Source organism: Fundicoccus ignavus (assembly GCF_009659375.1).
Taxonomy (GTDB): domain Bacteria; phylum Bacillota; class Bacilli; order Lactobacillales; family Aerococcaceae; genus Fundicoccus; species Fundicoccus ignavus.
The window spans coordinates 17,407-39,106 of sequence record NZ_WJQT01000023.1 but is presented as its reverse complement, the minus strand read 5'-3'; the positions used below and the strand labels follow the sequence as shown (position 1 = coordinate 39,106).

Genomic DNA, 21,700 nt, shown 5'->3' with positions numbered 1-21,700 from the left:
CCGTTTTCACGACCTTAAACATCGCTTCGGCCACTTCGTTGTCGTAAGGGCATTCTTTCATACTCAACGAGCGTTGAATGCCGAACGTTTCTAATGCATCATCAATCAATTGATTTTTAAATTCGCTTCCACGATCTGTGTGAAACGTTTCGATCAAATATAATGGTCTTGAAATGCTTGATAATGCTTTGTATACCAGCTCTGGTGTCTTGTTCGCTCCAGTGCTGTGACCAATAATTTCACGATTAAAAAGATCAACAAATAAACAGACGTAATACCATTTTCCATTTACACGTACATAAGTTAAATCGCTAACGACAACAGCTGATTCTGCCTGATAATCAAAAGCTCTATTCAGAATGTTTTTTTACTGGCACTTCATTTACTTAGAACTTGAATGGCTTCAACTGAGCGACTGTGTAACTTGATACGAGTTCTTCTGCTTTCATGATTCGACTGATTCGTCTTCTAGAAACTATTAGCCCTTCTTTTCAAGTTCAATTTTCATTTTTCTCGTGCCATAATTATTGCGGCTTGCTTTAAAGACTTTGATAATCTCTTTATTTAAAGAGTCGTTCTCTGGTTCTTTTTTGGATTCATAATAGTAGATACTTCTAGCGATTCCAAAGACTTCGCACATTGCTGATACCGAGTATTTGTGAGCGTTATTACGGATTACATCTACTTTCGTCCCATGATCAGCGCGGCTTGCTTTAAACTATCATTCTCCATCATTAGACGTTGATTTTCTTTGCGAAGCTTGATTAATTCCTCTTCTTCAGGGGTACGATTATCCTTTTCTTTGAAAGAGCCAGAAGCTTGGCTTTGTTTCACCCATTTATCAAATGCAGAGGCTGTAAGATCATATTCACGTATAATGTCTGCACGTGGTTTTCCGCTTTCATAAAGTCATACTACTTGGCTTTTAAATTCTGGCGTAAACGTTCTGCGTACTCTTTTTTCAGTCATGGTAGATTCTCTCCGTTTCAGGTTCTTTTATTTCATTCTACTAGACCTTAATTTTACTGTCTAACTTAGTGTAGCCTATTCATACCCCTGCTTGCATAATAAAAAGGAGTCACTTAATCTTTAAACTAAGTTTACTCCTTTTAATATTAGTGGAAGTTCTTATGTGGTCCATCAAGAACATTATAACATCAAGATTTTAGTCTCTAACCTTTTGCATCAGCTACACTTTGTTACGCAGCTAAGGCTGTATATCGTTAAGCTCTAACAGCCTCAAGCAATACGACACACTCAGCAGACGACTTCTACCAATCAGACTGCGCCTATCGACTTGTCTTCTTGGGAAGTCCGTGCATGGGCGGAACATCTACTTCTTCTGTCACTAATGCTCTTTCACAAGTAGTGTTACCGTCTCAACGTGTTTTGAGAGGAATTCATAGCTGTCAAAGGACAATTTCCATTTTCCTTTTTTACTTAATTCTCTTTGAGGGAACATATCCATTGTGGACTTGCGTATGTGGGAAGATATCCAAGATTGAACCTTGTATGCAGGAACATATCCAGATAGGATTGTACTTATGAGAATAGTTTGCCAAGTAACTGAACTTAGTTTCATAGTGCTATCTTTTTCCATTTTCTTATCTTGGTTCTAAAAGTCCCAAAAGGAGCAACAGTATTAACGTGAATAAATTTATATACTTCCCATACTGCTGTTTTTGTAGCTTCATCAGCCCACTTTCTCATATGAGGTAAAAATAATTCTTCATCACTTAGTACATCAATCATTTTATTGATTGAAATAACATTTCTGTTTAGTCTATCCTTTAACTCCTCTAAGGATAAATTTGCATAGGTATCTGAAAACCACTGATATAATTCACCAAGCTGATTCCACCTAAACATATCTGATGGTGTCTTTACTGTTAAACCATTTTTCTCATCGGCTTCCCATTGCAGGAGCAATGTTGTCCAGCCAACTTGATAAGCAAGGTTTTCAGATGGTGTTCTGTCAACTTCGTCAACGCTTTTGTCTTTCAGTGATTCTGGGATATTATTGAATTCAGAAATATACTTTTCAAAACTTTTATTTATCTCAAATTTTAGCTCTTCTTTATCTTTATATGTTCTCATAATACCTCCTGTTATTAATACAAGGTCTAATTGATAATAATCTTTCTAGAAAAATAGAATAATTACGATGGTAAACCTCTTGAACCTCTATGGCTCAAATTTGTAACATAAATGAAATCGGGGAATTAATCCACTGATGGCTTTCGTATGTGGGAAGATATCAGTTCCTTTATCCGATTTGAAAAAATGCCTCCGACAAGTTGGAATCATGTTTGTCCCGAAAAACTTGTCTACTCAGTTTTTATTCCAGCAAAGAAAGTATTACTTTAACAATGGTCAATCCGTAATCAACAAAGAAGCTTTTTTGTTCTTCCGAATAGGTTTTTCTTTCCGATATTGCATCATCTGTGGCATGCCTAAAACAATGCATTTTCTTTCTATAGCTTGTTACTACTTCGTTAGAAATATAATCAAAACAAATCGTAGAATAATCAAGTGTAAGAAACTTACCGTTCTTCTTTAATTAACTTTATATTAAATTTGCTATCTCTGCAAGTTTTTCATCTGTACTCATATTATTGAATGATGCTTGTCGGTTTGATATCTCAATAAACTTTTGATTGATTGAATCATCTATATCAACATAGGTTGATTAGGGAGCGACCCCAATAAAATCAGGCCGATGTAGATAAAGAGACGAACTTTCATTGCCTTCAAACGACTTCCTCCTTAATGTTGACTGAAACAAGTTCTATCTGCATTTTACTCAAAACGCATGTCGATTAAAAAGCTCTTCCAAAGTAGCTGACTCGTTTTATTTGTGAATAATAACTTTACCTGAAATACATCTGAAATTTACAGGGAATTTACATTTATCAGATATAATTAAAATTGTAAGTTAAAAAAATGATAAGGGTGAATGAAATGAAATCTCTGAAGAAATTGATTCTATCGGCTTTACTAACTTCTTCTATTTTATCGGGTGTTGGTGTCAATGTGCAAGCTCAAACGACTGTCGAGGGTTCAATTATTGAAGAAACACAAGTTGCTAATGACGAAAGAGCCAATGATATTGCTTATTCTGAAGGTGCGATTACAGAAAATGATGGTCTAGAATTTGATGAGGAAGATCAGCTAGTTTCTGTCACAATTGGTGGGGAAACTGCTGAGGTTACTCAGGAAAATCCTGCGAATCCAGAAGCACCTGTGAACAATACACCAAATAGAATCACAACAAACTTAACGAGTGATCCAGCGACTTCAATGCATTTCCAATGGCATACAACGGATGCCGATGAAGCTGCAAAGGTATACCTTTGGGAAGACGGGCAATCAATCGAAGATGCTACTGAAATTACGCCAGATATCCAGACAGTAGAGGATGCTTTCCACATCCAAACAACTGACGATGGTCATTATGTTTTCGCAATTATGTGGGACGAAGAGGAAGACGAGCCGATGACTGATGATGATAATCCTTGGTTTGCGGTTGAACATGCAGATGAAGTGATTGGTTATTACACGGATGAAGCTTTTACATCTGATAACTTATTATGGTTAGATAAAGGCTTTGATAATTACTCATTGGCTTTACCCTATCCTGCTTTTTCAGAAACAACTTATAAAGCAACTGCTACAGACCTAACACCGAATACGGTTTATCACTATGCTGTTGGGAATCAAGCCGATGAATTATCGGCTGAAGCAACTTTTAAAACAGCCAGCGAAGCAAACGACGTCTTCACTTTCATCCACTACACAGACACGCAAAATGCATTTTCTTCTGAAAATCAACGGTCAGAGGCAGATTATTCTAAGTCAACGGTAGAATCTATGTTAGAAAACGCTGATGCACAAGATGCCCTATTCGCCTTACATTCTGGTGATGTAGTCAATGATGACTGGAATGATACAGAATGGCAATTAACTTTAGACGCTTTACTGCCTTTAAACAATGAGATGCCTCATCTTTTTGTGACGGGTAACCATGACAATGAGAACTTTATCGATCATATCAACACTGATAATGATTTAGAAGGCATGGAGTCTGGTGTCGCTTATTCTACTCGCTACAATGGCGTGCAATTTATCGTGTTAAACACAGAACAAAGTAGCGAATCTGATGAGGATTTAGCACCAGCAATTTTAGAAGATCAAATGGCTTGGTTTGAGGAAGAGTTAATAAAAGCTCAAGAAGCTAAAGCAAATGGCGAGATTGACTGGGTATTCGTTAGTTACCACCGTCCAATGTTTTCATCATCTTATCACTCTTTAGAAGATGAGAGTGTTCAATTAGTTCGTGATGACTTAATGTCAGTACTTGATGAGTATGATGTGGATTTAGTCTTCAATGGACATGACCACAACTTATCTGTGACTCACGCTTTAAAACATAATCCAGAAGTATTTGGCAATGCTGAAGTTGCTACTGCTGGTGAAACTGAAGGTGATGTAACAACTTTTGAAAACCCTGAAGGAACTGTCTTCTTTGTTCCAAATACTGCTGGAACAAAGACTTATAATACAATTTACAAATTAGAAAGTTTCGAGTGGATTTTAGAAGAAGAAGATATTCATGAAACTTATGAAGACTTATTCGGACATGAATTAACTGAAGAAGACATCGCGAATTTCCGTGAGTTATTATTAACTGAGGAACAACCATTTGTTTCTTCATTCTACTCAGGTGGTCATTCAAATGCGAGAGAATCTAACTTCCAACATTATGCCGTCATTGAAGTTTCTTCTGAAGAAGTCACTTATCATCTCTATCAAGTAGTTGGGGAAGATTTAGATAACCGTGAAACACAACTTGTTCACTCTTATGTCATCACTAAATAGTTAAACTAATCGTCACATGTATATGAAGGCAATTTGGTAGGCGAAACCTTGATCTGCTTAGTTTTTACTGCCTTCTCATTCAAATAAAATAAGTGTCAGTGAGGTTTCTGACACTTATTTTTTTACGTCAATTGTGACAAGTGTCCCTATAGAGTTGACACGATGTAGGGTACATCGCAAACCAAACAAACACCTAGAGATTTTCCCTAGGTGTTGTTTGGCTTGCGATAAATTATTGCTTAATATATTTCAGTGACTAACTTCTTTGAATAGTCTTTAGTAAGGATTATTGTCGCTTCTCTAACTCATCACTGCCGTAAAGATTTTCTTAGCCAGGGTTCCAATTGAACTGTCTGACCAATACCTTATCAAACGGTGTTGTAGAAGGTATGAATAACAAAATCAAAACCATCAAACGTAGTGGCTTTGGCTATAGAAACTTTGATAATTTCCCGGCTCGCGTGTTTCTAAATCAAAAACTACTCGATAAACCCAATAAAACCATTCGACCTTTACTTTTTCCGATGAGTTGAATGCCGCTTAACCCTAAACTATTCTATGACTTTCTGATAACTAAAAAAAGCCAGAGTGACGATTCACTCTGACTTTTGATAGCCACCAACACTCAAAATTTTACAGCCTTAAAAATATATATAAAAGTGAGACACAAAACGATGCAAATGATATTGCATCGTTCTGTGCCTCTTTAATATTTCGGTTGTGTTATATGTATCTAAGTTCAACCTTAAATACTTTAATGGTATATTCTACTATCCGTGAAGCTGCTTAAAATTCTATGCAATCAGTGACCAAAGATGTTGAATCGTACCATTCTCTAACAGAATAAAAATACCCAAGCCGATGAAAACGACTGGTACGATGACTTTTTCGTAACGCTCAACTACTTCACCAATCATAGGAACCGAAGCCAGTCGTTTGGATAAATAACATAAGATAAAAATCCCAATGATAAAAACAAGGATCACAACCATGACTTCCTGGAAGGACATTCCAGTAAAGTAAGGAATATAAATTCCCAAATTATCTCCGCCAAGGGCAATGGTCAGAGCAACCACACTCGCAACTTCTGACTGTCTATGCGACATCTTTTCTTCCAAGTCCTTTTCATCTACATCTTCATCGATGAAGATAGCCCGAATCCCTAGAATCAAAGGAAGTAAACCAAGTAACCCGATCACCCAATCTTGTGGAATAAAGTTCAGGAAGTACGCTGCAATGAGACTAAAGCCAACGAGCAACCCCGTTCCAATATATTGGCCAATATAAATTGATCGTTGTTTACCAGTATTCATGGTAGAGAAAAGAATCGTTAAAACAACCAAATAATCGATGGACGTAGAGATAAAAACTAACATTGAAGATATAATTATTTCCATAAGCTTCCCCTTTCAATATGTTTATTAGAATTGGTGGTTTTCACACAAACACATCAACTTGGCCAAAGCCAAGGGAGAATGTTTAATAAATTGCTTCATATAAAACATCCAACTTTCATATTTTTTTCACATGACTCATATGCTTTCTAAACCAACGTTTATGAAGTCGCTTTGTTCCCTCATGAATTATACCATTAAACATACATTGTTTCAGCCTCTCAGCTTGCTCATTCTGCTTGTCTTCTTGGAAAATCCGTGCATGGGCGGAACATCTACTTCTTCTGTCGCTAACGCTCTTTCACAAGTAGTGTTACCGCCTCAACATGGGACGAGTTGATAGAATTGATGTATTTGCGATTTTTGGTGAAATGGTCGTATGCGGTAACTTGTCGACTATTTCGTACGTTCGTGGGAACAGGTCAAAAGTAAATATTATCGAATTCTAACTCTTGATTGAATAGTATTTCTTATTTTATTGTAAAGTTTAATTTCCTCTATATGTTCAATCACCATAGACACGCAATAATCCTGAGTATAATTTAGATCATTAATCCATTTATTTGAATTAATTTTAACAAGTGTAAAGGACGAAGTAGGTATATTTTGAGGTTCCCTCTTATACTCTTTTACACCTTTTTGATAGCATCCTTTTTTACGAGTATCGATTCCCAGATCCATAACTATTTCATATTTTTTATCAACCACATTTGCAAGTTGTTCCTCATCACTTAAATCTACTTCAGCAAATTTATTTACAATGATATCAGAGTCTAACGTATGGAATAATTTAAACACCAATTGATTTCCTAAATAACTATCTCCGCGAGTCATTCTTGTTGGTGGATTGAATGTTAGCGCCACTGGCACCCTTTTATGACCTTTGGCTTCGAAGAAAAGCTTTGGAACATCAACAAAATAGACTTGAATCTTGTTTAATCCAATTGTAGCTTCATCCAATAAAACTACTCTATTATCAAAGGACGCTATAGCATACTCATAGTTTGGTAAACCGTAACCTAATGAGTTAAAATGAAACTTTTTCTTATCGGTATTAGTCCCTTTAACATTTTTGATTTCAGGTAATCTAGTTGATTGTAACAATAGGTTTTTCAACAAATTAGCAGATCCATTTGGATATTTATTTGCAATTTTCCCAAGTATATTTGTAACCATAGGTGCTGAAAAACTAGAACCCACATCGTATGTAAATAATCTTTCCATTGGTAAGTTTGACAATAAAGGTAGCTTACCACTCATATTTTCTTTAATGTTTCCACCGCTTTCTCGTAATATCATGTTACCACCATCGTGAACATCTTCTGGTTTTAATATATTATTAATACCCGGATCAACTCGTGTAAAAGGAGATAGCTCATTTTCATCGGCTATCGGTGTCCATAATTCTTTTTTATGAAAGTCTAGTGATTGCTCCATAATATTAATTTCATGAGCTACTAACCCTACTGTAATAGAAAGAGCAGAAAGGTAACGCAGCGATCGACTACTACAAACACTACAAAAAAATAAAAAATGTTGCAGTAGACATAAAGTCACTTTACCTAAAAAGGAACCGAAGTATATTAAAGAAAAAGTTGCTCAAGGATGGCCACTAGACGTCATCATTGGATGTTTTGAACAGCCAATCAGTTGTTCAATGAGAACCTTATATCGTCGATTTAAATATGGGATCTTTGATATCACAACACTCCCTATGAAAGGTAAGAGAAAGTTAAACGAACACCAAGAACGACGGGGAAAGCAAGCGTTCAAAAGAAATATCTCTGAAAGAGAAAAAGACTACCCTCTATTTAAAGATGAGTTTGGTCACCTTGCTAGAAAATCATTAAATTATCAAACACCTTTGGAAGTATTTTCAAATTACATAAATGACTCACGTTTGTCTAGCTTATATTGACAATTCAAAAATAATTTAATTCATCTCGATTTTTTATTCAATTTATTTCTTTCTCACCCTCCCCTACGCATATCAATTGCCCCAACCTTCATTTAATATTATATTATAATCAAGTTATTGTTTGCTTTTTTCTCTGGTGGTTAATATAGCAATCACTTGGATGATTTTTTGAGGAGTGAAACGTAAAAAATAATCTTCTTTAGAATATTAAAAGGCGTTACCCTATTTTTTCTAAGGTAACGCCTTTTTATTAGTCTTTCGTCCATATTGAAATACCAACTTCAGTATCTTCATAATACTTATTACCATATTTCATGATCAGTAAAGCATACCAAAGGTCACCTACACAACCTGCGAAATGCATACTACCCATAGCGATAAAAAAGAGTGTATTTATCCAAGTGAATTGATAAAGGATAAATAAGACAGATGAAATGAACACACAAGGTGCTAAGACAATGATTAAAAACTGCCACCAGGTATATTTACTGCCAGGATTCGTTGCGTATGCCATCCCATTTTTAAAGCCAAATGTTACCTTACCTGTTTCTGAAAATACTTTGAAAAAGAGACCATGGATTAATTCATGGATAATAATCACCGCAAAATAACAAGCAAGGAATATAAGGGCATTTATAAAATACTGGGCTAAAGATTCCGGATATAAATTAATTGAATCCTGTATAGAGAGCCCTCTAAATATCAAAATGCCCAACAAGAAGAGTGGTAGCGCAGCGATATTTATGCCAATAATTACCTTCTTATCCTCAAGCAAATTGTATTCTCGTATTCGTTCCACGTTAACCTCCAATATGGTATCTAACCTTTTTAATCGTCACAGTGTTACATACCTTATATGCTAACATATCGGAAAAAATCTATAAATTAGCTACTTCATCTCGTAATTTCTTATAACGGTGCCAGTTAATAAATGAGCCCAATAAGAATGAGGCAACTAATATGACAAGTAACCAACCAGAAAAAATTCTCATTAGGGCAAATGGGGTTTCGAAGGCAAATGCACTCCAGAATTTAGCCTCTGTCATTTGCCATAGTCCTGGTGTTAAGTAGGCTGATTTAAAAGTATAGAAGTTTAATAAATCTACTAGTTCTAGATTTAATATGATTGGTAAAAAACAGATAAATAAGGTCACTAAGTACTTGGCGTATCTTAGGTATAACTGTGCTTTCGAGTCTTCATCAGAATATAAGATGCTATCTCCACTTGGATTATCCTGTCTAAAATATTGCAGACCATTCCAGCGATTACCATAAATATGGTACCAATCACCGTCTTCATATAAAGATAAGTAGTTTTCATATGCTGCTTTGTTCTTGAATTCACGAAAATCAATCCGCGTGATTGGGACGAAGTCGGTTTCAGCTTCACGAAAACGATATAGTATGGAGCCAATAGGTATGCTAGCTAGATATAAATGTTTATGTCTTTGTGCGTTTATCCATGCTTCTTCTTTTTCAATATCTGCAAATAAGAATAATTTAAACTTATATGTTGATTTATACATAGTACCCCTTCTCTCTTAATTAAACAATCGATACCCTAATGCAGTTAAATTGGATAATCTACCAATTTCTGCTTCAAGTACTTCTTTTCCTTTTTCTGTAATTTGATAAACTTTTCGTCGTTTATTTTCGCTAGCTACCTCCTCAATCCAAGCCTGTTTATAAAGATTGTCTAATGCACCGTACATTGTACCGGCTGCAATTTTGACATGATTGTCGCTTAGTTCCTCCACATTTTTGATAATGGCATAGCCATGACGTGGTTCTAGTAAACTCAATAAAATTAAATAGGTTGTTTCTGTAAGTGGTAAAGCGCTGTTACGCATGATGATCATCCCTTATTCATTATATACAGTTGAACTGTATAGTTAGATTATATACAGTCAGACTGTATATTGCAAGTATCTATTTAAAATTCGCAACTCTTCCATGCAAAAATAGTCAAGAAATCGCTCTAAAGACATTCTCTTATCAGGTAAAATACTATCCAGTAAAAAAGAAGCTAGCTTTTAGTTCACTAACTCCTTTTACAATTATTCAGTTATGATAGTAAAACCGTGATTGGAAATGGGTGAATAGTTATCAGCTACTACGGACGAAACTTCCTAGCATGCCTTAGCAGTGAAAGAGGATGACTGACCCACATCATTCTGTTACGGACTTTAAGCCTTACAGAATGAGTCGTCAGCCAAGCTCAGAGACTTCGGCTCTGGGTGGTCCCACTGCAAGTTGAGCTCTGCAGGATAGACAGGTTTCTGCTTCAGAATAGTTTGCATCACACTTTGTGTGATACGTCACTATTCTTCCATCATCTCCTGTCTGAACATCTTGCATCACATCCTAGTTTTAAGGAAATGATAGGTAAAGTATAGGCCGAAGGACAAGTTTTTAAGATAATTATTTTCCTATAAGCATACTTTAGATATTATTACTTATCGTATCCTATGAAGTTGAGTTCGCACCTCCAGAAAGAACTGCGTTTCAGATTATGAGCGAGTTGGTGCTTCAGCACTTACTCGCTAACATGCGTATATTGGTTTAATTAATAATGGTACTTGTACTATACAATCGAATCAGAACATTCAGAAGCTACTCTATTTCAGCTTAGTTTGCATCACACTTTGTGTGATACGGCACTATTCTTCCATCTTATAAGCGAGTTGATGCTTTAGCACATACTCGCTTAAATGCGTTAGAAGTCTCCTGTCTGAACGCCCTGTCTCACATCCTATCTTAAAGCGGCTTGCATTTCATGGATGTAGTCGTAAATGTAAGGCTTTGCTTTTTCACCGTGGGTTTCCACTAGACGCACAATCCCACTCCCTACGATCACGCCATCTGCTTTAGCTGCAATATCTTTAACCTGACTAGGTCGGTTGATACCAAAGCCAACTGCTACTGGAATATCTGAAACTGCCCGAATTTCAGCAACCATAGCTGAAATATCCGTTGTGATATTTGAACGGACCCCAGTTACCCCCATTGAAGATACTAAATAAATAAACCCTTCCGCCTCTTTAGCAATCGCTCGAATTCGATTTTTTGACGTTGGGGCTATCAAAGTGATCACTTCAATCCCATATTGGCTAGCAACTAGTTTAACTTCTTCTTGTTCTTCAAAAGGTAAATCAGGGATAATAATACCCGAAATACCAATTTCCTGACACTTGGCGAAGAAATTGTCATAACCGTAAACAAAAACTGGGTTTAAATAAGTCATAAAAACTAATGGTACATGTATTTTATCTTTTAAATCAGCCACCATATCAAAGACATTATTCAAGCGCACTCCTGCTGATAAGGCCCGAACGCTCGCATTTTCTACGACTGGTCCTTCAGCGATTGGATCTGAAAATGGAATCCCGATTTCAATCAGGTCAGCCCCTGCTTCTTGGGCAGCTAGGATATTTTCAGCTGATTGGTCCAGGTTGGGATCGCCTGCCATCAAATAGGTGATAAAGGCTTTTTTATCTTGGAATGCTTCAGCTATTTTACTCATAAATCTCTTCTCCTTTATAACGGGCAATGGCTGCCACATCCTTGTCCCCGCGTCCTGATAAACAAATCACAATGCTTTGGTCTGGTGACATGGTTGGGGCCAGCTTCTTAGCGTAAGCCACAGCATGTGCTGATTCAATCGCTGGAATAATCCCTTCTATTCTAGATAAATATTCGAAGGCAGCTACCGCTTCATCGTCTGTTACCGGTACATATTCAGCGCGCCCAACTTCATTTAAACGGGCGTGTTCTGGGCCGATACCTGGGTAGTCAAGCCCCGCTGAAATAGAATAAACTGGTGCAATTTGACCATATTCATCTTGACAAAACAAGCTCTTCATACCGTGAAAAATACCTCTCGTCCCCTTAGCAATAGTCGCTGCATGTTGAGTGGTATGAATGCCTTTTCCAGCCGCCTCACACCCAATTAACCGAACTCCTTCATCTTCAATAAAGTGGTAGAAAGTCCCAATAGCATTAGACCCACCACCCACACAAGCAATGACCGCATCCGGTAATTGCCCGTGATTTTTCTGGAATTCATCTTTAATTTCACGAGAAATCACACTTTGGAAGTCACGCACCATAGTTGGATATGGATGAGGCCCCATGACAGAACCTAGAACATAATGGGTATCCTCCACCCGGTTACTCCATTCACGCATGGTTTCATTCACCGCATCCTTCAAGGTTTTGGTCCCCTTAGCCACACTGTTAACCTTAGCCCCTAACAATTCCATCCGAAAGACATTCAAAGCTTGGCGGTCTGTATCTTCTTGCCCCATAAAAATTTCACATTCCATCTTCAACAAGGCCGCCGCTGTTGCTGTCGCCACCCCGTGCTGACCAGCCCCAGTTTCTGCAATTAAACGGGTTTTCCCCATTTTTTTCGCCAACAAGGCTTGCCCTAGGACATTATTAATTTTGTGCGACCCGGTATGATTCAAGTCTTCTCTTTTTAAATAGACCTTGGCCCCGCCTAAATCAGCCGTCATATTCTCTGCATAATATAAACGCGACGGACGACCAGCATAATCATTTAATAAAGTCGTCAACTCCGCCTGAAATGCCTCATCATTCTTATAAAAATTGTAGGCTTCCTCCACCCGTTGCACTTCAGCCATCAAGGTTTCTGGAATATACTGGCCACCAAAGTCGCCAAATCTACCATTAGTCATGTGTTACCTCCCGTATTTTCGCTACGAATTTCTGCATTTTCACTGGATCCTTTACCCCGTCTGTTTCAAGTGACGACGACGCGTCTACCGCATATGGTCGGACCACTTTTAAGGCCTCTTCAATATTTCCAATCCCTAGACCTCCAGCCAGAAAAAAGGGCTTCTCTTGGTATGCTGACACCATTTGCCAATCAAATATCTTCCCTGAACCACCGCGGCTAGGACTCAAGCTGTCGAATAATAAATAGTCAGCTTGATTTGGATCTACCACCAATTCATCCCCAACCGCAACCGATTTGATAATGTGTTGGTCAACTTGACCCTTCAAATGTGCAATATAAGCCTGGTCTTCTTCGCCGTGTAACTGGACTAAATCAATAGTCCCCGCCTGACAAATCGCCACAATCTCTTCAATTGGGGCATTTACAAAAACGCCCACCGTTTGAATATCCGCCGCTAAATCACGTCTAAAACTTGCCGCTAAGTCAGGCTTCACATACCGCTTGGTTTCTGGCACAAAGATAAAACCCACATAATCTGGTTTAGCCGCATTCGCTGCCTCAATATCTTCCGGCCTTCTCAAGCCACAAATTTTCACTTTAATCATTACAAAGCCCCTTTAAGTTCACTTAATTTCACTTGCTTATCCTCAGCCAACATCATAGATTCACCGATTAAAACCGCGTCCACCCGGTTGTCATGCAATAATTTGATATCCGCTGCTGTCTTAACCCCACTCTCAGCAACAAATACCGTGTCATCCGGCGTCAGATTTCTCAAGCGAATCGAATTTTGGAAGTCCACTTCAAAGTTATGTAAATTTCGGTTGTTGACCCCGATAATTCGGCTACCAGCTTCAATGGCCATGGCGATTTCATCCGCATCATGGGCTTCCACTAAAACCGACAAGCCCAATTCGTCCGCTAAGGAAATGTATTCGGCCAACTGGTCTGGACTTAAGATTGCACAAATCAATAGTATAGCGTCCGCCCCGATTGCCCGAGCTTGGTAGATTTGGTAAGGGTCGATCACAAAATCTTTCCGCAAAATGGGAATATCCACTGCTTGGCTAATTTCCTGTAAGTATTGGTTGCGCCCTTGGAAATAATCTTCTTCTGTTAAAACCGATAAGGCCGTCGCTCCAGCCGCTTGGTAATCTTTGGCAATGTCCACATAAGGGAACTCTTTAGCAATTAAACCCTTTGATGGCGAGGCTTTTTTCACTTCGCATATAAAAGACATGTCCCCTTCTTTCAAGGCTTGTTCAAAAGCAAATGGTGGCAAATGACGGTCTGGAAAAGTCACCAACAATTCTTCCAAAGGTGTTTTCAGCTTATCCTCGGCTACCCTTTTTCCCCGGGTAATAACGATTTCATCTAAGATACTCATGCAATGACCTCCTGACCAATAAGGTTTGTTGCGGCAATAAATTCATCTAATTTGGCTTTAGCCTTACCTGAATCAAGCATTTCTTCAGCCAGTCGAACACAGTCGCGTAAAGACAATTCATCTTTACCCATGTACAGGCAGCAAGCCGCGTTCATGACAACGATATTGCGGCGGGCACCTTGTTCACCGTTTAAAATATCTAAAGCGATCTGAGCATTCTCTTCTGGGTCTCCACCGATTAGCTCGCTCAATTGACCACGTTCAAGGCCGAATTGTTCTGGGGTAATAAAGTAGCTAGTTACCTTACCATCATTGACTTCACAAATAGTTGTGGTATCCGTAATTGTAATTTCGTCCAAGCCGTCATGACCGTGAACCACCATAGCCCGTTTCACATTCAATTGGTTTAATACTTGAGCAAGCGGTTCCACTAATTTCTCGTCGTATACACCTAATAACTGTTTGGTTGCACCCGCTGGATTGGCTAAGGGACCTAAAATATTGAACATGGTACGGGCCCCTAATTGTTTACGGACAGGCGCCACATGTTTCATGGCTGAATGGTAAGTTTGGGCGATCATAAAGCAGAAGTCTGTTTCCTCTAAGATTTGTGCACTTTGGTCCGCCGTTAGGAAAATGTTTGCGCCCAAGGCTTCCAGTACATCCGCTGACCCACATTTACTCGATACTGACCGGTTACCATGTTTGGCTACCGCAACACCAGCCGCCGCAACGACAAAGGAAGAAATGGTTGAAATGTTGAAGGAGTTTAGCTCATCCCCACCCGTCCCAACAATATCAAGGACGTCCTTTTTCGCGGATAATTTAAGGCCCTTATCTCGCATGACTTCAGCTGAAGCAGTAATTTCGTCAATTGTTTCACCCTTCATCCGCAAAGCCGCAAGGTAAGCACCCATTTGACTGTCAGTAGCTTCCCCTTCCATCATTTGGTTCATAACCTGGCCTGCCGTTTCTTTAGATAAATCATTGCCTAAGAATAATTCATTAATCGCCTTGTTAATCATGAGTATTTCCTCCTACTTTAAGAAAATTCTGAATCATCGTTTCGCCTGAAGGTGTCAGTATCGACTCGGGATGGAACTGGACGCCAAACATTGGAAATTTACGGTGACGGACAGCCATCACCTCACCCTTGTCCGATTCGGCAATCACCAATAGCTCATCCGGCATACTTTGTCGGTCCGCAATCAGCGAATGGTAGCGGGCTACTGGCACAACTGGCGGTAACCCTCTAAAAATCTCACTCCCACTCGCCACATGAATGGTCGACTGTTTCCCGTGGACAGCCGGTTGGGCATGAATAATATCCGCCCCGTAAGCTAGACACATCGCTTGAAGACCTAGACAAACCCCTAAAATTGGAAAGTGGTCAGCCAATTCTTTGGTGACAGCTACTGTGATGCCTGCATCCTCCGGTCGTCCTGGACCAGGAGAGATGACAATATGTGAGGGACTTAAATCAATAATTTCTTCGATGGTGACTTGGTCATTTCGCACAACTTGGATGGCTTCACCTGTATTCTTGCCGATCAATTGGTAGAGATTGTAGGTAAAGCTGTCGTAGTTATCAATCAGTAAAATCATGGTTACGCCTCCTCGTGTCCTAATGCTGTCATCATGGCTTTGGCCTTGTTCTTCGTTTCTAAGTATTCTTTTTCAGGATCTGAATCTGCCACAATCCCTGCGCCAGATTGGACAAAGACTTGGTCATTCTTCAAGACAGCCATCCGGATGCCGATACACATATCCATGTTGCCGGCAAAGTCGATATACCCTAAAGCACCGCCATATGGGCCTCGTTTGGTATTTTCAATTTCATCAATCAATTGGCAGGCCCGAATCTTAGGGGCACCGGATAAAGTACCCGCTGGTAGTGCTGATTTTAAGACATCTAAACAAGTCGCGTCTGGTCTGACTTTGGCTGTTACCTTGGATGAAATGTGGCTGACGTGTGAAAACTGCTTGATGGCTCTGTATTCACTGACTTCTAGGGTACCGAATTCAGCGACCTTTCCGATATCGTTGCGGGCTAAGTCAACAAGCATGTCATGTTCGGCCAACTCTTTTTCATTTTCCAAAAGGCCTTCAACTAATGCTCTATCTTCCGCATCCGTTTCCCCGCGCGGTACAGTACCGGCTAATGGGAAGGATGAAGCGACACCGTTACGAACAGAGACCAGGGTTTCCGGTGATGCACACGCGATTTCTAAGTCATCGAAATGCATGTAGACCATGTAAGGTGACGGGTTAATCGTCCGAAGCAGGCGATAAGTTTGTAGTAATGACCCGGAAAAAGGGGCCTTAAACCGGTTGGATACCACCGCTTGGAAGATGTCACCCTCCACAATATGGTGTTGGATTTTCTCTACAATACGCTCGTAATCTTCTTGGCTAAACAAAGCTTCAAAATCGCCCACCGCTTGGGTCAAGTCCTCATCGCGAACATGGTCTGGACGCATAATCAGCTGCTCCATATCCTTCAAGTCTGTAGCCCCTTGGATGTAGTTTTCTTCTAATTTATCGGTTTCAATATTGACGATTAAGACAATCTTTTGGCGGAAGTGATCAAAGGCAATGACCTTATCCATCAACATGAAATGGTAGTCCCGGAAATTTTCTGGGTTATTTTTCGTTAACTGTAGAGATCGTTCCGTATATTTGATGCAGTCATAAGACAAGTAACCAACCAAACCTCCTGTAAAAGGCGGTAAATAATCAATACTTGGGCTCTTATAACGGTCAAGGATATCGGTCAAGGATGCTAGTGGATCATCTGCTTGGAAGCTTTCTTCTTGCTTGCCCTCTTGCACGGTTACTTGACCGTCTGTTGAGTAGATCGACAAGTTCGGTTTATAGCCAATAAAAGAATAACGGCTCCAGTTATCCTTATTCACCACACTCTCCAGTAGGTAAAAGTGGTCGGATTGTTTGCTGATCGTTCTCAGCACTTCGATTGAGGTTGCTACATCGGAAAAAATTTCTAAAGCAATTGGAATAATCGTATGGTCTTTCCCTAACTGTCTCGCCTCTTCTAAACTTGGTCTAATCATTGTCGTACGCTCCTTTTAATTCATTATTAAAATCATAAAATTACGGCTAGTCATGACGATTGGGGCAAAAACAACAAAAAAAGCATCCATCCATGACTTATACAAGTCAAGGACGGGTGCTCTAAAAACATCCGCGGTACCACCTTGAATTTACAGACACTACGTCTGTACGCTCTGCAGGATACTAACATATCCCTCGCAACTGACGTATGCGTCACGTCGCAGAATAATCAGAAGTTTATCTCCAAAAATACACTTCCTTTAACTGCGCCCTCCGTGGTCCATTTGATGCACTGCGTTGTGCGAGGCTCTCAGTAACCCCCACTCCCTGTAACTGCACGTTACACCGTTATCTCCACTTCATTGGTTTAAAGTTGTTATTCGATTAACTAGATTATAACGGGACAGTCAAAAAGAAGTCAAGGGTTTTATTAACAGAACATTAAAAATATGGATGTTTAAATCATTATATCTTAATTATTCATATCAAATGTTCATTGCAATTTCTTTACCCATTTTAGGTATCTCAGAAACAAAATTCATAATTTTATCCTTGGAAAGGTTTCTAAAACTATCTATATTGAGCATCCTATTCAGTTCTTTTTCATTATTTAAACTTTTGACCATAACTTTTCTCCTTAATATAACTTCACGAAACTTTTCTCGCTGCATACATCAACAAAATCAATAGTCATAAATTTAGCCAAATAATACTACAGCGCGAATTTAGATTTCAGCTACCACTTAACTTAAATGTAATATATACCATTTCTTCCAAATCAAGCAACAAATTATAAATTAATTGAAGCAACAATAAAAAAGCTAGGTATCCACTAAGGTTGTAGATACCTAGCTTCCTAATTATTTGAAAGTTTTATTTCAATTATAATATTTCCTTTACTCGGCCAACGGTGCCATCTTCTAGCATGACTTTAATACCATGTGGATGGTTTTGAGAGTTTGTCAGGATTTTACCCACAATACCCTCTGTTAATTTTGCAGATTGTTGGTCCTGTTTTTGAACAATTTTTACCTGGTTACCAATTTGAATATTACTTCTTTTATTACCTTCGATCATGATGGGCTCCTTTTAAAGGTCTCGATTTTTTTATAGTCGCAACCATTTGTTTAACCTATTTTATCAGAAGATCATCGAAAAAGGCTAATATGAAAAAAATGTAAAGCCAGTCGCTGTACCTTTACCAATATCACCAGTAATAATCCCAACAACAAACCAACATAAAATACCGTAGCATAATTATTCGGGTTCTATTTCCAAAATAAAATCTCCATATCAGTCCTCTAACAACCTAAACTTATCTAACTTTTTAACGTTCGTTTTTCTCAAATTATTGAAAGTATGATTGTATGTTTTATATTGCAATATATACAATCACGAATATTATTTTTGGGATAAAAAAGGCTATAATCTATTCAATTATAGCCTGCATAACCAATAAAATTGTTCCTACATCAATCTATCTTTCACTAAGTCGTTAAATCGCAGCTAATGCTTTATCTAAGTCAGCTATGATATCATCCACATTTTCAATTCCGATAGATAAACGGATTGTTTCAGGCTTAATACCACCTTCAGCTAGTTCTTCTTCAGTTAACTGACTATGGGTCATTGAAGCGGGGTGAACCACTAATGATTTAGCATCTCCAACATTCGCTAATAGAGAGAACAATTCTAAATTTTCAATGAATTTAACCCCACCTTCATAGCCACCTTTAACACCAAAGGTAAAGATTGAACCCGCCCCTAGAGGTAAGTATTTTTCTTTTAAGCTATAATATGGGCTACTTTCTAACCCCGCATAATCAACCCATTCTACTTTGTCGTGTTGCGCTAAGAATGTAGCCACTTTCTCTGCATTTTCAACATGACGATCCATACGTACGTGTAATGATTCTAAGCCTTGAACTAATAACCACGCATTGAAAGGTGAAATTGAAGCCCCAGTATCTCGTAATAGCGTCGCACGAATTTTTGTAGTATATGCTGCTGGGCCAAAGGCATCTGCGAAAACAAGATCATTATAAGTTGGATCTGCTTGACTTAAGCCTGGGAACTTATCATTTTGTTTCCAGTCAAACTGTCCACTTTCTACAATTACCCCACCGATTGAAGTACCATGACCACCAATAAATTTAGTCGCTGAATGGACAACAATATCTGCACCATGTTCAATAGGTCGTGATAGATAAGGTGTTGCAAAAGTATTATCAACGATTAGTGGAATACCATGTTTATGCGCTACTTCAGCTAAGCCACTAATATCTTCAATATTTCCAGCCGGATTGCCAATTGTTTCTACAAATACAGCTTTAGTATTGTCTTGAATAGCTTGGTCTACATTCGCTAAATCACTCGTATCTACTATCGTCACATCGATACCGAAGTCCTTGAAAGTATGTTCAAATAAGTTGTGGCTTCCGCCATATAGGTTAGCTGTCGCTACAATGTGGTCTCCTGCTTTAGCTAAAACTTGAATAGCATAAGAAATAGCGGCCATACCCGAAGCGACAGCCAAACCAGCTGAACCACCTTCTAAAGCAGCCACTCTACCTTCAAAGACGCCCTGAGTAGGATTTGTGATTCGTGTATAGATATTGCCACCTTCTGTTAAGGCAAAACGATTAGCTCCTTGCGCTACATCATCAAAAACATAAGCTGTTGTTTGGTGTAGAGGAACAGCACGTGACCCTGTTTCATCAATCGTTTGGGCAGCGTGAATGGCTTGTGTCTCAATTCTATAGTCTTTTGTCATAATAAATTCCCCCGATTTTGTAATTTTTTTCATAAAAAAAGCTTCCATCCCTTGCTTATGCAAAGGATGAAAGCTACTTCATGGTACCACCTTAATTTATTATATTATCGCTAATATAAACTCACAGAGTACGTTAAAAAATCATTATACTCTTTCCCTGTAACGGGGGCTCCCGAATAATCCTCACCTATCTTAGGCTTAAACTATTATGCTCCAAGACCATTTTCTTCTAATCTCCTTGACCTACTTCCACCACACATAGGCTCTCTCAACAAGGGTCATAAAATACTTATCCCATCATCGCGTATTGCATATATCAATTTAGATATATGATAATGGCATTTTGATGATAAGTCAACCTTTAATTTTAATTTTCTTTTCATTTTAAACCTTTTGTTAAGTATAATTCATTATATTAATAAATATGTAGCCTATAACTTTTTTAAATTAGTTTTATAGCTTCATCAACTGAATTTTTGCTTACAGGTAATCTCTCCGCAACTTTTACTTACGCATTAAATTACTGCTGATACTTTGTCTAGATCTGTCATGATATTACTGACACCTTCGAGTCTAAAGATAAACGGATTGTTTCAGGTTTAATACCACCTTCAACTGGTTCTTCTTTCGTTAGTTAGCTAAGTGTCACTCAAACCGTATAAACCACTAATGATTTTTCAATTCCCACACTCCCTAAAGCACTCCTACCTACTATCAGCACACCTTGCCAATCCAATCAAATATTTACAAATAAAGTATCACCAGGTGAATTACCGTAGCCAGATAACCAAAAAAATTCCCTTTTTAATAAGTATCACCTACAATTTTTCCTGCATAATACATAATATACTCTCCCATCATGGCTCGATGAGCAATACCTTATAAGTTCCCTAGTTGTTCTAAAATATAATCTAAATATTCTTTACTGGATGACATAGCGCACCCCCAAGTATTATCGACTTAGCTTATTAATTTAATCGTTTCTCATGATGGTGGTCGTTTATCAAGTGATTTAGAAGAATCCGAGAGACTTATCAGGGAAAACAGGGATTTTAACTGCAGGCTTTCCTTGATATCAATCACTTATCAGGGAAAGGTAGCATTTAAAATCGAGCCTTTCCTTGATAAACTACATTTATCAAGGAAAGACCGCCTATTAATGGATTCTTTTACCTGATAAAATCTATAATCATCCCAAAAGAAAAGCGAAAATGTATGAATTTCTTGTTCACCATTCCATATCTTCTGGATATTCCAATTTTAAACGAATCTCGTCGACTGAACAATTATATTTCTTGGCTGACTCTCTAATTTCGCTTGCGAATTGCTGGTATTCATCGCTTTGCTCGGCTATTCGCTTTGCATAGACGGAGATATTTTTTAATCTTTTCTCTGCATCCATTTCGCTAAATTTTATATTCAGCAAGTCGATATATTGGGTGAAATAGTAAACGCCGCTCATACTTCTGCGATTCATTGTATTTATCAAGCGGGTGAAAGTATGCTCCGTTACGGTCTCTTGGATACAGTACGCTATAGCTGCTTGAAACTCGCGTATCTGTATATAAAGTCCGGG

Annotated in this window: 19 protein-coding genes, 3 pseudogenes and 1 other annotated feature; of the genes and pseudogenes, 3 read left to right on the top strand and 19 right to left on the bottom strand. The window is 38.5% G+C overall.

The features are described from left to right. Together GF867_RS14130 and GF867_RS11770 are read right to left on the bottom strand one after the other, a co-directional pair. Positions 1 to 969: pseudogene (locus GF867_RS14130) on the bottom strand (IS3 family transposase); the annotation flags it as partial. A 609-nt stretch (positions 970 to 1,578) separates the two neighbouring features. Further along, positions 1,579 to 2,097 (bottom strand): ClbS/DfsB family four-helix bundle protein, encoded by a 519-nt coding sequence (locus GF867_RS11770; RefSeq protein WP_071131225.1) that lies wholly within the window; start codon positions 2,095 to 2,097, stop codon positions 1,579 to 1,581. Positions 2,098 to 2,961: 864 nt separating this feature from the next. Between GF867_RS11770 and GF867_RS11765 the strand changes: the two genes are divergently transcribed. Together GF867_RS11765 and GF867_RS14125 are read left to right on the top strand one after the other, a co-directional pair. Further along, on the top strand, positions 2,962 to 4,878 hold the full coding sequence (locus GF867_RS11765) for a purple acid phosphatase family protein (protein WP_172974023.1): 1,917 nt from the start codon (positions 2,962 to 2,964) through the stop codon (positions 4,876 to 4,878). Positions 4,879 to 5,222: 344 nt separating this feature from the next. Then, entirely contained in the window at positions 5,223 to 5,411 is a 189-nt protein-coding gene (locus GF867_RS14125; protein ID WP_436718606.1) for a transposase, read from the top strand. A 261-nt stretch (positions 5,412 to 5,672) separates the two neighbouring features. Here GF867_RS14125 and GF867_RS11755 read toward each other — a convergent pair whose 3' ends face one another. Together GF867_RS11755 and GF867_RS11750 are read right to left on the bottom strand one after the other, a co-directional pair. Continuing rightward, the gene (locus GF867_RS11755) at positions 5,673 to 6,275 is read right to left on the bottom strand and encodes a CadD family cadmium resistance transporter (RefSeq protein WP_138405393.1); all 603 of its coding nucleotides are present in this window, start codon (positions 6,273 to 6,275) and stop codon (positions 5,673 to 5,675) included. A 432-nt stretch (positions 6,276 to 6,707) separates the two neighbouring features. After that, complete coding sequence (locus GF867_RS11750) at positions 6,708 to 7,709, bottom strand: S8 family serine peptidase (protein ID WP_153833303.1); 1,002 nt, start codon at positions 7,707 to 7,709, stop codon at positions 6,708 to 6,710. A gap of 50 nt (positions 7,710 to 7,759) precedes the next feature. On the opposite strand from GF867_RS11750, the pseudogene GF867_RS14120 reads away from it, so the two are divergent. Then, positions 7,760 to 8,106, top strand: a pseudogene (locus GF867_RS14120) (transposase family protein); the annotation flags it as partial. Positions 8,107 to 8,440: 334 nt separating this feature from the next. Here GF867_RS14120 and GF867_RS11745 read toward each other — a convergent pair. The 15 genes and pseudogenes from GF867_RS11745 to GF867_RS11680 all read right to left on the bottom strand — a co-directional run bounded on the left by GF867_RS11745 (position 8,441) and on the right by GF867_RS11680 (position 21,682). Further along, positions 8,441 to 8,989: a DUF3267 domain-containing protein gene (locus GF867_RS11745; protein ID WP_172974022.1), complete on the bottom strand. Its 549-nt coding sequence runs from the start codon at positions 8,987 to 8,989 to the stop codon at positions 8,441 to 8,443. A gap of 79 nt (positions 8,990 to 9,068) precedes the next feature. Then, positions 9,069 to 9,716, bottom strand: a complete 648-nt coding sequence (locus tag GF867_RS11740; protein WP_153833301.1) for a DUF2812 domain-containing protein — start codon at positions 9,714 to 9,716, stop codon at positions 9,069 to 9,071. A gap of 15 nt (positions 9,717 to 9,731) precedes the next feature. Next, positions 9,732 to 10,043, bottom strand: a complete 312-nt coding sequence (locus GF867_RS11735) for a PadR family transcriptional regulator (protein ID WP_070468689.1) — start codon at positions 10,041 to 10,043, stop codon at positions 9,732 to 9,734. Positions 10,044 to 10,942: 899 nt separating this feature from the next. Further along, a complete protein-coding gene (gene trpA, locus GF867_RS11730) occupies positions 10,943 to 11,713 on the bottom strand; it encodes a tryptophan synthase subunit alpha (protein WP_153833299.1) in 771 nt (256 codons plus the stop codon). Then, on the bottom strand, positions 11,706 to 12,890 hold the full coding sequence (gene trpB, locus GF867_RS11725; RefSeq protein WP_153833298.1) for a tryptophan synthase subunit beta: 1,185 nt from the start codon (positions 12,888 to 12,890) through the stop codon (positions 11,706 to 11,708). The genes trpA and trpB overlap by 8 nt, the downstream gene beginning before the upstream one ends. Beyond that, complete coding sequence (locus tag GF867_RS11720; protein ID WP_153833297.1) at positions 12,883 to 13,497, bottom strand: phosphoribosylanthranilate isomerase; 615 nt, start codon at positions 13,495 to 13,497, stop codon at positions 12,883 to 12,885. The genes trpB and GF867_RS11720 overlap by 8 nt, the downstream gene beginning before the upstream one ends. Beyond that, complete coding sequence (gene trpC / locus GF867_RS11715; RefSeq protein WP_153833296.1) at positions 13,497 to 14,279, bottom strand: indole-3-glycerol phosphate synthase TrpC; 783 nt, start codon at positions 14,277 to 14,279, stop codon at positions 13,497 to 13,499. Before trpC ends, GF867_RS11720 begins: the two co-directional genes overlap by 1 nt. Further along, on the bottom strand, positions 14,276 to 15,304 hold the full coding sequence (gene trpD, locus GF867_RS11710; protein ID WP_153833295.1) for an anthranilate phosphoribosyltransferase: 1,029 nt from the start codon (positions 15,302 to 15,304) through the stop codon (positions 14,276 to 14,278). Before trpD ends, trpC begins: the two co-directional genes overlap by 4 nt. Further along, positions 15,297 to 15,884, bottom strand: a complete 588-nt coding sequence (locus GF867_RS11705; protein ID WP_153833294.1) for an anthranilate synthase component II — start codon at positions 15,882 to 15,884, stop codon at positions 15,297 to 15,299. The genes trpD and GF867_RS11705 overlap by 8 nt, the downstream gene beginning before the upstream one ends. A gap of 2 nt (positions 15,885 to 15,886) precedes the next feature. Continuing rightward, complete coding sequence (locus GF867_RS11700) at positions 15,887 to 17,350, bottom strand: anthranilate synthase component I family protein (RefSeq protein WP_153833293.1); 1,464 nt, start codon at positions 17,348 to 17,350, stop codon at positions 15,887 to 15,889. Positions 17,351 to 17,836: 486 nt separating this feature from the next. Next, on the bottom strand, positions 17,837 to 17,977 hold the full coding sequence (locus GF867_RS11695; RefSeq protein WP_153833292.1) for a hypothetical protein: 141 nt from the start codon (positions 17,975 to 17,977) through the stop codon (positions 17,837 to 17,839). 256 nt (positions 17,978 to 18,233) lie between these two features. After that, positions 18,234 to 18,428, bottom strand: a complete 195-nt coding sequence (locus GF867_RS11690) for a YwbE family protein (protein ID WP_153833291.1) — start codon at positions 18,426 to 18,428, stop codon at positions 18,234 to 18,236. A gap of 418 nt (positions 18,429 to 18,846) precedes the next feature. Next, positions 18,847 to 20,124 (bottom strand): O-acetylhomoserine aminocarboxypropyltransferase/cysteine synthase family protein, encoded by a 1,278-nt coding sequence (locus GF867_RS11685; RefSeq protein ID WP_153833305.1) that lies wholly within the window; start codon positions 20,122 to 20,124, stop codon positions 18,847 to 18,849. Positions 20,125 to 20,183: 59 nt separating this feature from the next. Then, positions 20,184 to 20,434 (bottom strand) — a binding site (T-box leader). A gap of 497 nt (positions 20,435 to 20,931) precedes the next feature. Beyond that, positions 20,932 to 21,060, bottom strand: a pseudogene (locus tag GF867_RS14115) (TfoX/Sxy family protein); the annotation flags it as partial. 292 nt (positions 21,061 to 21,352) lie between these two features. After that, positions 21,353 to 21,682 carry a DUF6904 family protein gene (locus tag GF867_RS11680; protein WP_436718607.1) on the bottom strand — a complete coding sequence of 110 codons (330 nt, stop codon included), beginning with the start codon at positions 21,680 to 21,682 and terminating at the stop codon, positions 21,353 to 21,355. Between the last annotated feature and the right edge of the window lie 18 nt (positions 21,683 to 21,700).

Excerpts from the sequence above, each read along its gene's own strand:
- GF867_RS11770 (WP_071131225.1), bottom strand. The coding sequence starts at position 2,097 with ATGAGAACATATAAAGATAAAGAAGAGCTAAAATTTGAGATAAATAAA.
- GF867_RS11765 (WP_172974023.1), top strand. The coding sequence starts at position 2,962 with ATGAAATCTCTGAAGAAATTGATTCTATCGGCTTTACTAACTTCTTCT.
- GF867_RS11755 (WP_138405393.1), bottom strand. The coding sequence starts at position 6,275 with ATGGAAATAATTATATCTTCAATGTTAGTTTTTATCTCTACGTCCATC.
- GF867_RS11750 (WP_153833303.1), bottom strand. The coding sequence starts at position 7,709 with ATGGAGCAATCACTAGACTTTCATAAAAAAGAATTATGGACACCGATA.
- GF867_RS11740 (WP_153833301.1), bottom strand. The coding sequence starts at position 9,716 with ATGTATAAATCAACATATAAGTTTAAATTATTCTTATTTGCAGATATT.
- trpA (WP_153833299.1), bottom strand. The coding sequence starts at position 11,713 with ATGAGTAAAATAGCTGAAGCATTCCAAGATAAAAAAGCCTTTATCACC.
- trpB (WP_153833298.1), bottom strand. The coding sequence starts at position 12,890 with ATGACTAATGGTAGATTTGGCGACTTTGGTGGCCAGTATATTCCAGAA.
- GF867_RS11720 (WP_153833297.1), bottom strand. The coding sequence starts at position 13,497 with ATGATTAAAGTGAAAATTTGTGGCTTGAGAAGGCCGGAAGATATTGAG.
- trpC (WP_153833296.1), bottom strand. The coding sequence starts at position 14,279 with ATGAGTATCTTAGATGAAATCGTTATTACCCGGGGAAAAAGGGTAGCC.
- trpD (WP_153833295.1), bottom strand. The coding sequence starts at position 15,304 with ATGATTAACAAGGCGATTAATGAATTATTCTTAGGCAATGATTTATCT.
- GF867_RS11705 (WP_153833294.1), bottom strand. The coding sequence starts at position 15,884 with ATGATTTTACTGATTGATAACTACGACAGCTTTACCTACAATCTCTAC.
- GF867_RS11700 (WP_153833293.1), bottom strand. The coding sequence starts at position 17,350 with ATGATTAGACCAAGTTTAGAAGAGGCGAGACAGTTAGGGAAAGACCAT.
- GF867_RS11695 (WP_153833292.1), bottom strand. The coding sequence starts at position 17,977 with ATGGTCAAAAGTTTAAATAATGAAAAAGAACTGAATAGGATGCTCAAT.
- GF867_RS11690 (WP_153833291.1), bottom strand. The coding sequence starts at position 18,428 with ATGATCGAAGGTAATAAAAGAAGTAATATTCAAATTGGTAACCAGGTA.
- GF867_RS11685 (WP_153833305.1), bottom strand. The coding sequence starts at position 20,124 with ATGACAAAAGACTATAGAATTGAGACACAAGCCATTCACGCTGCCCAA.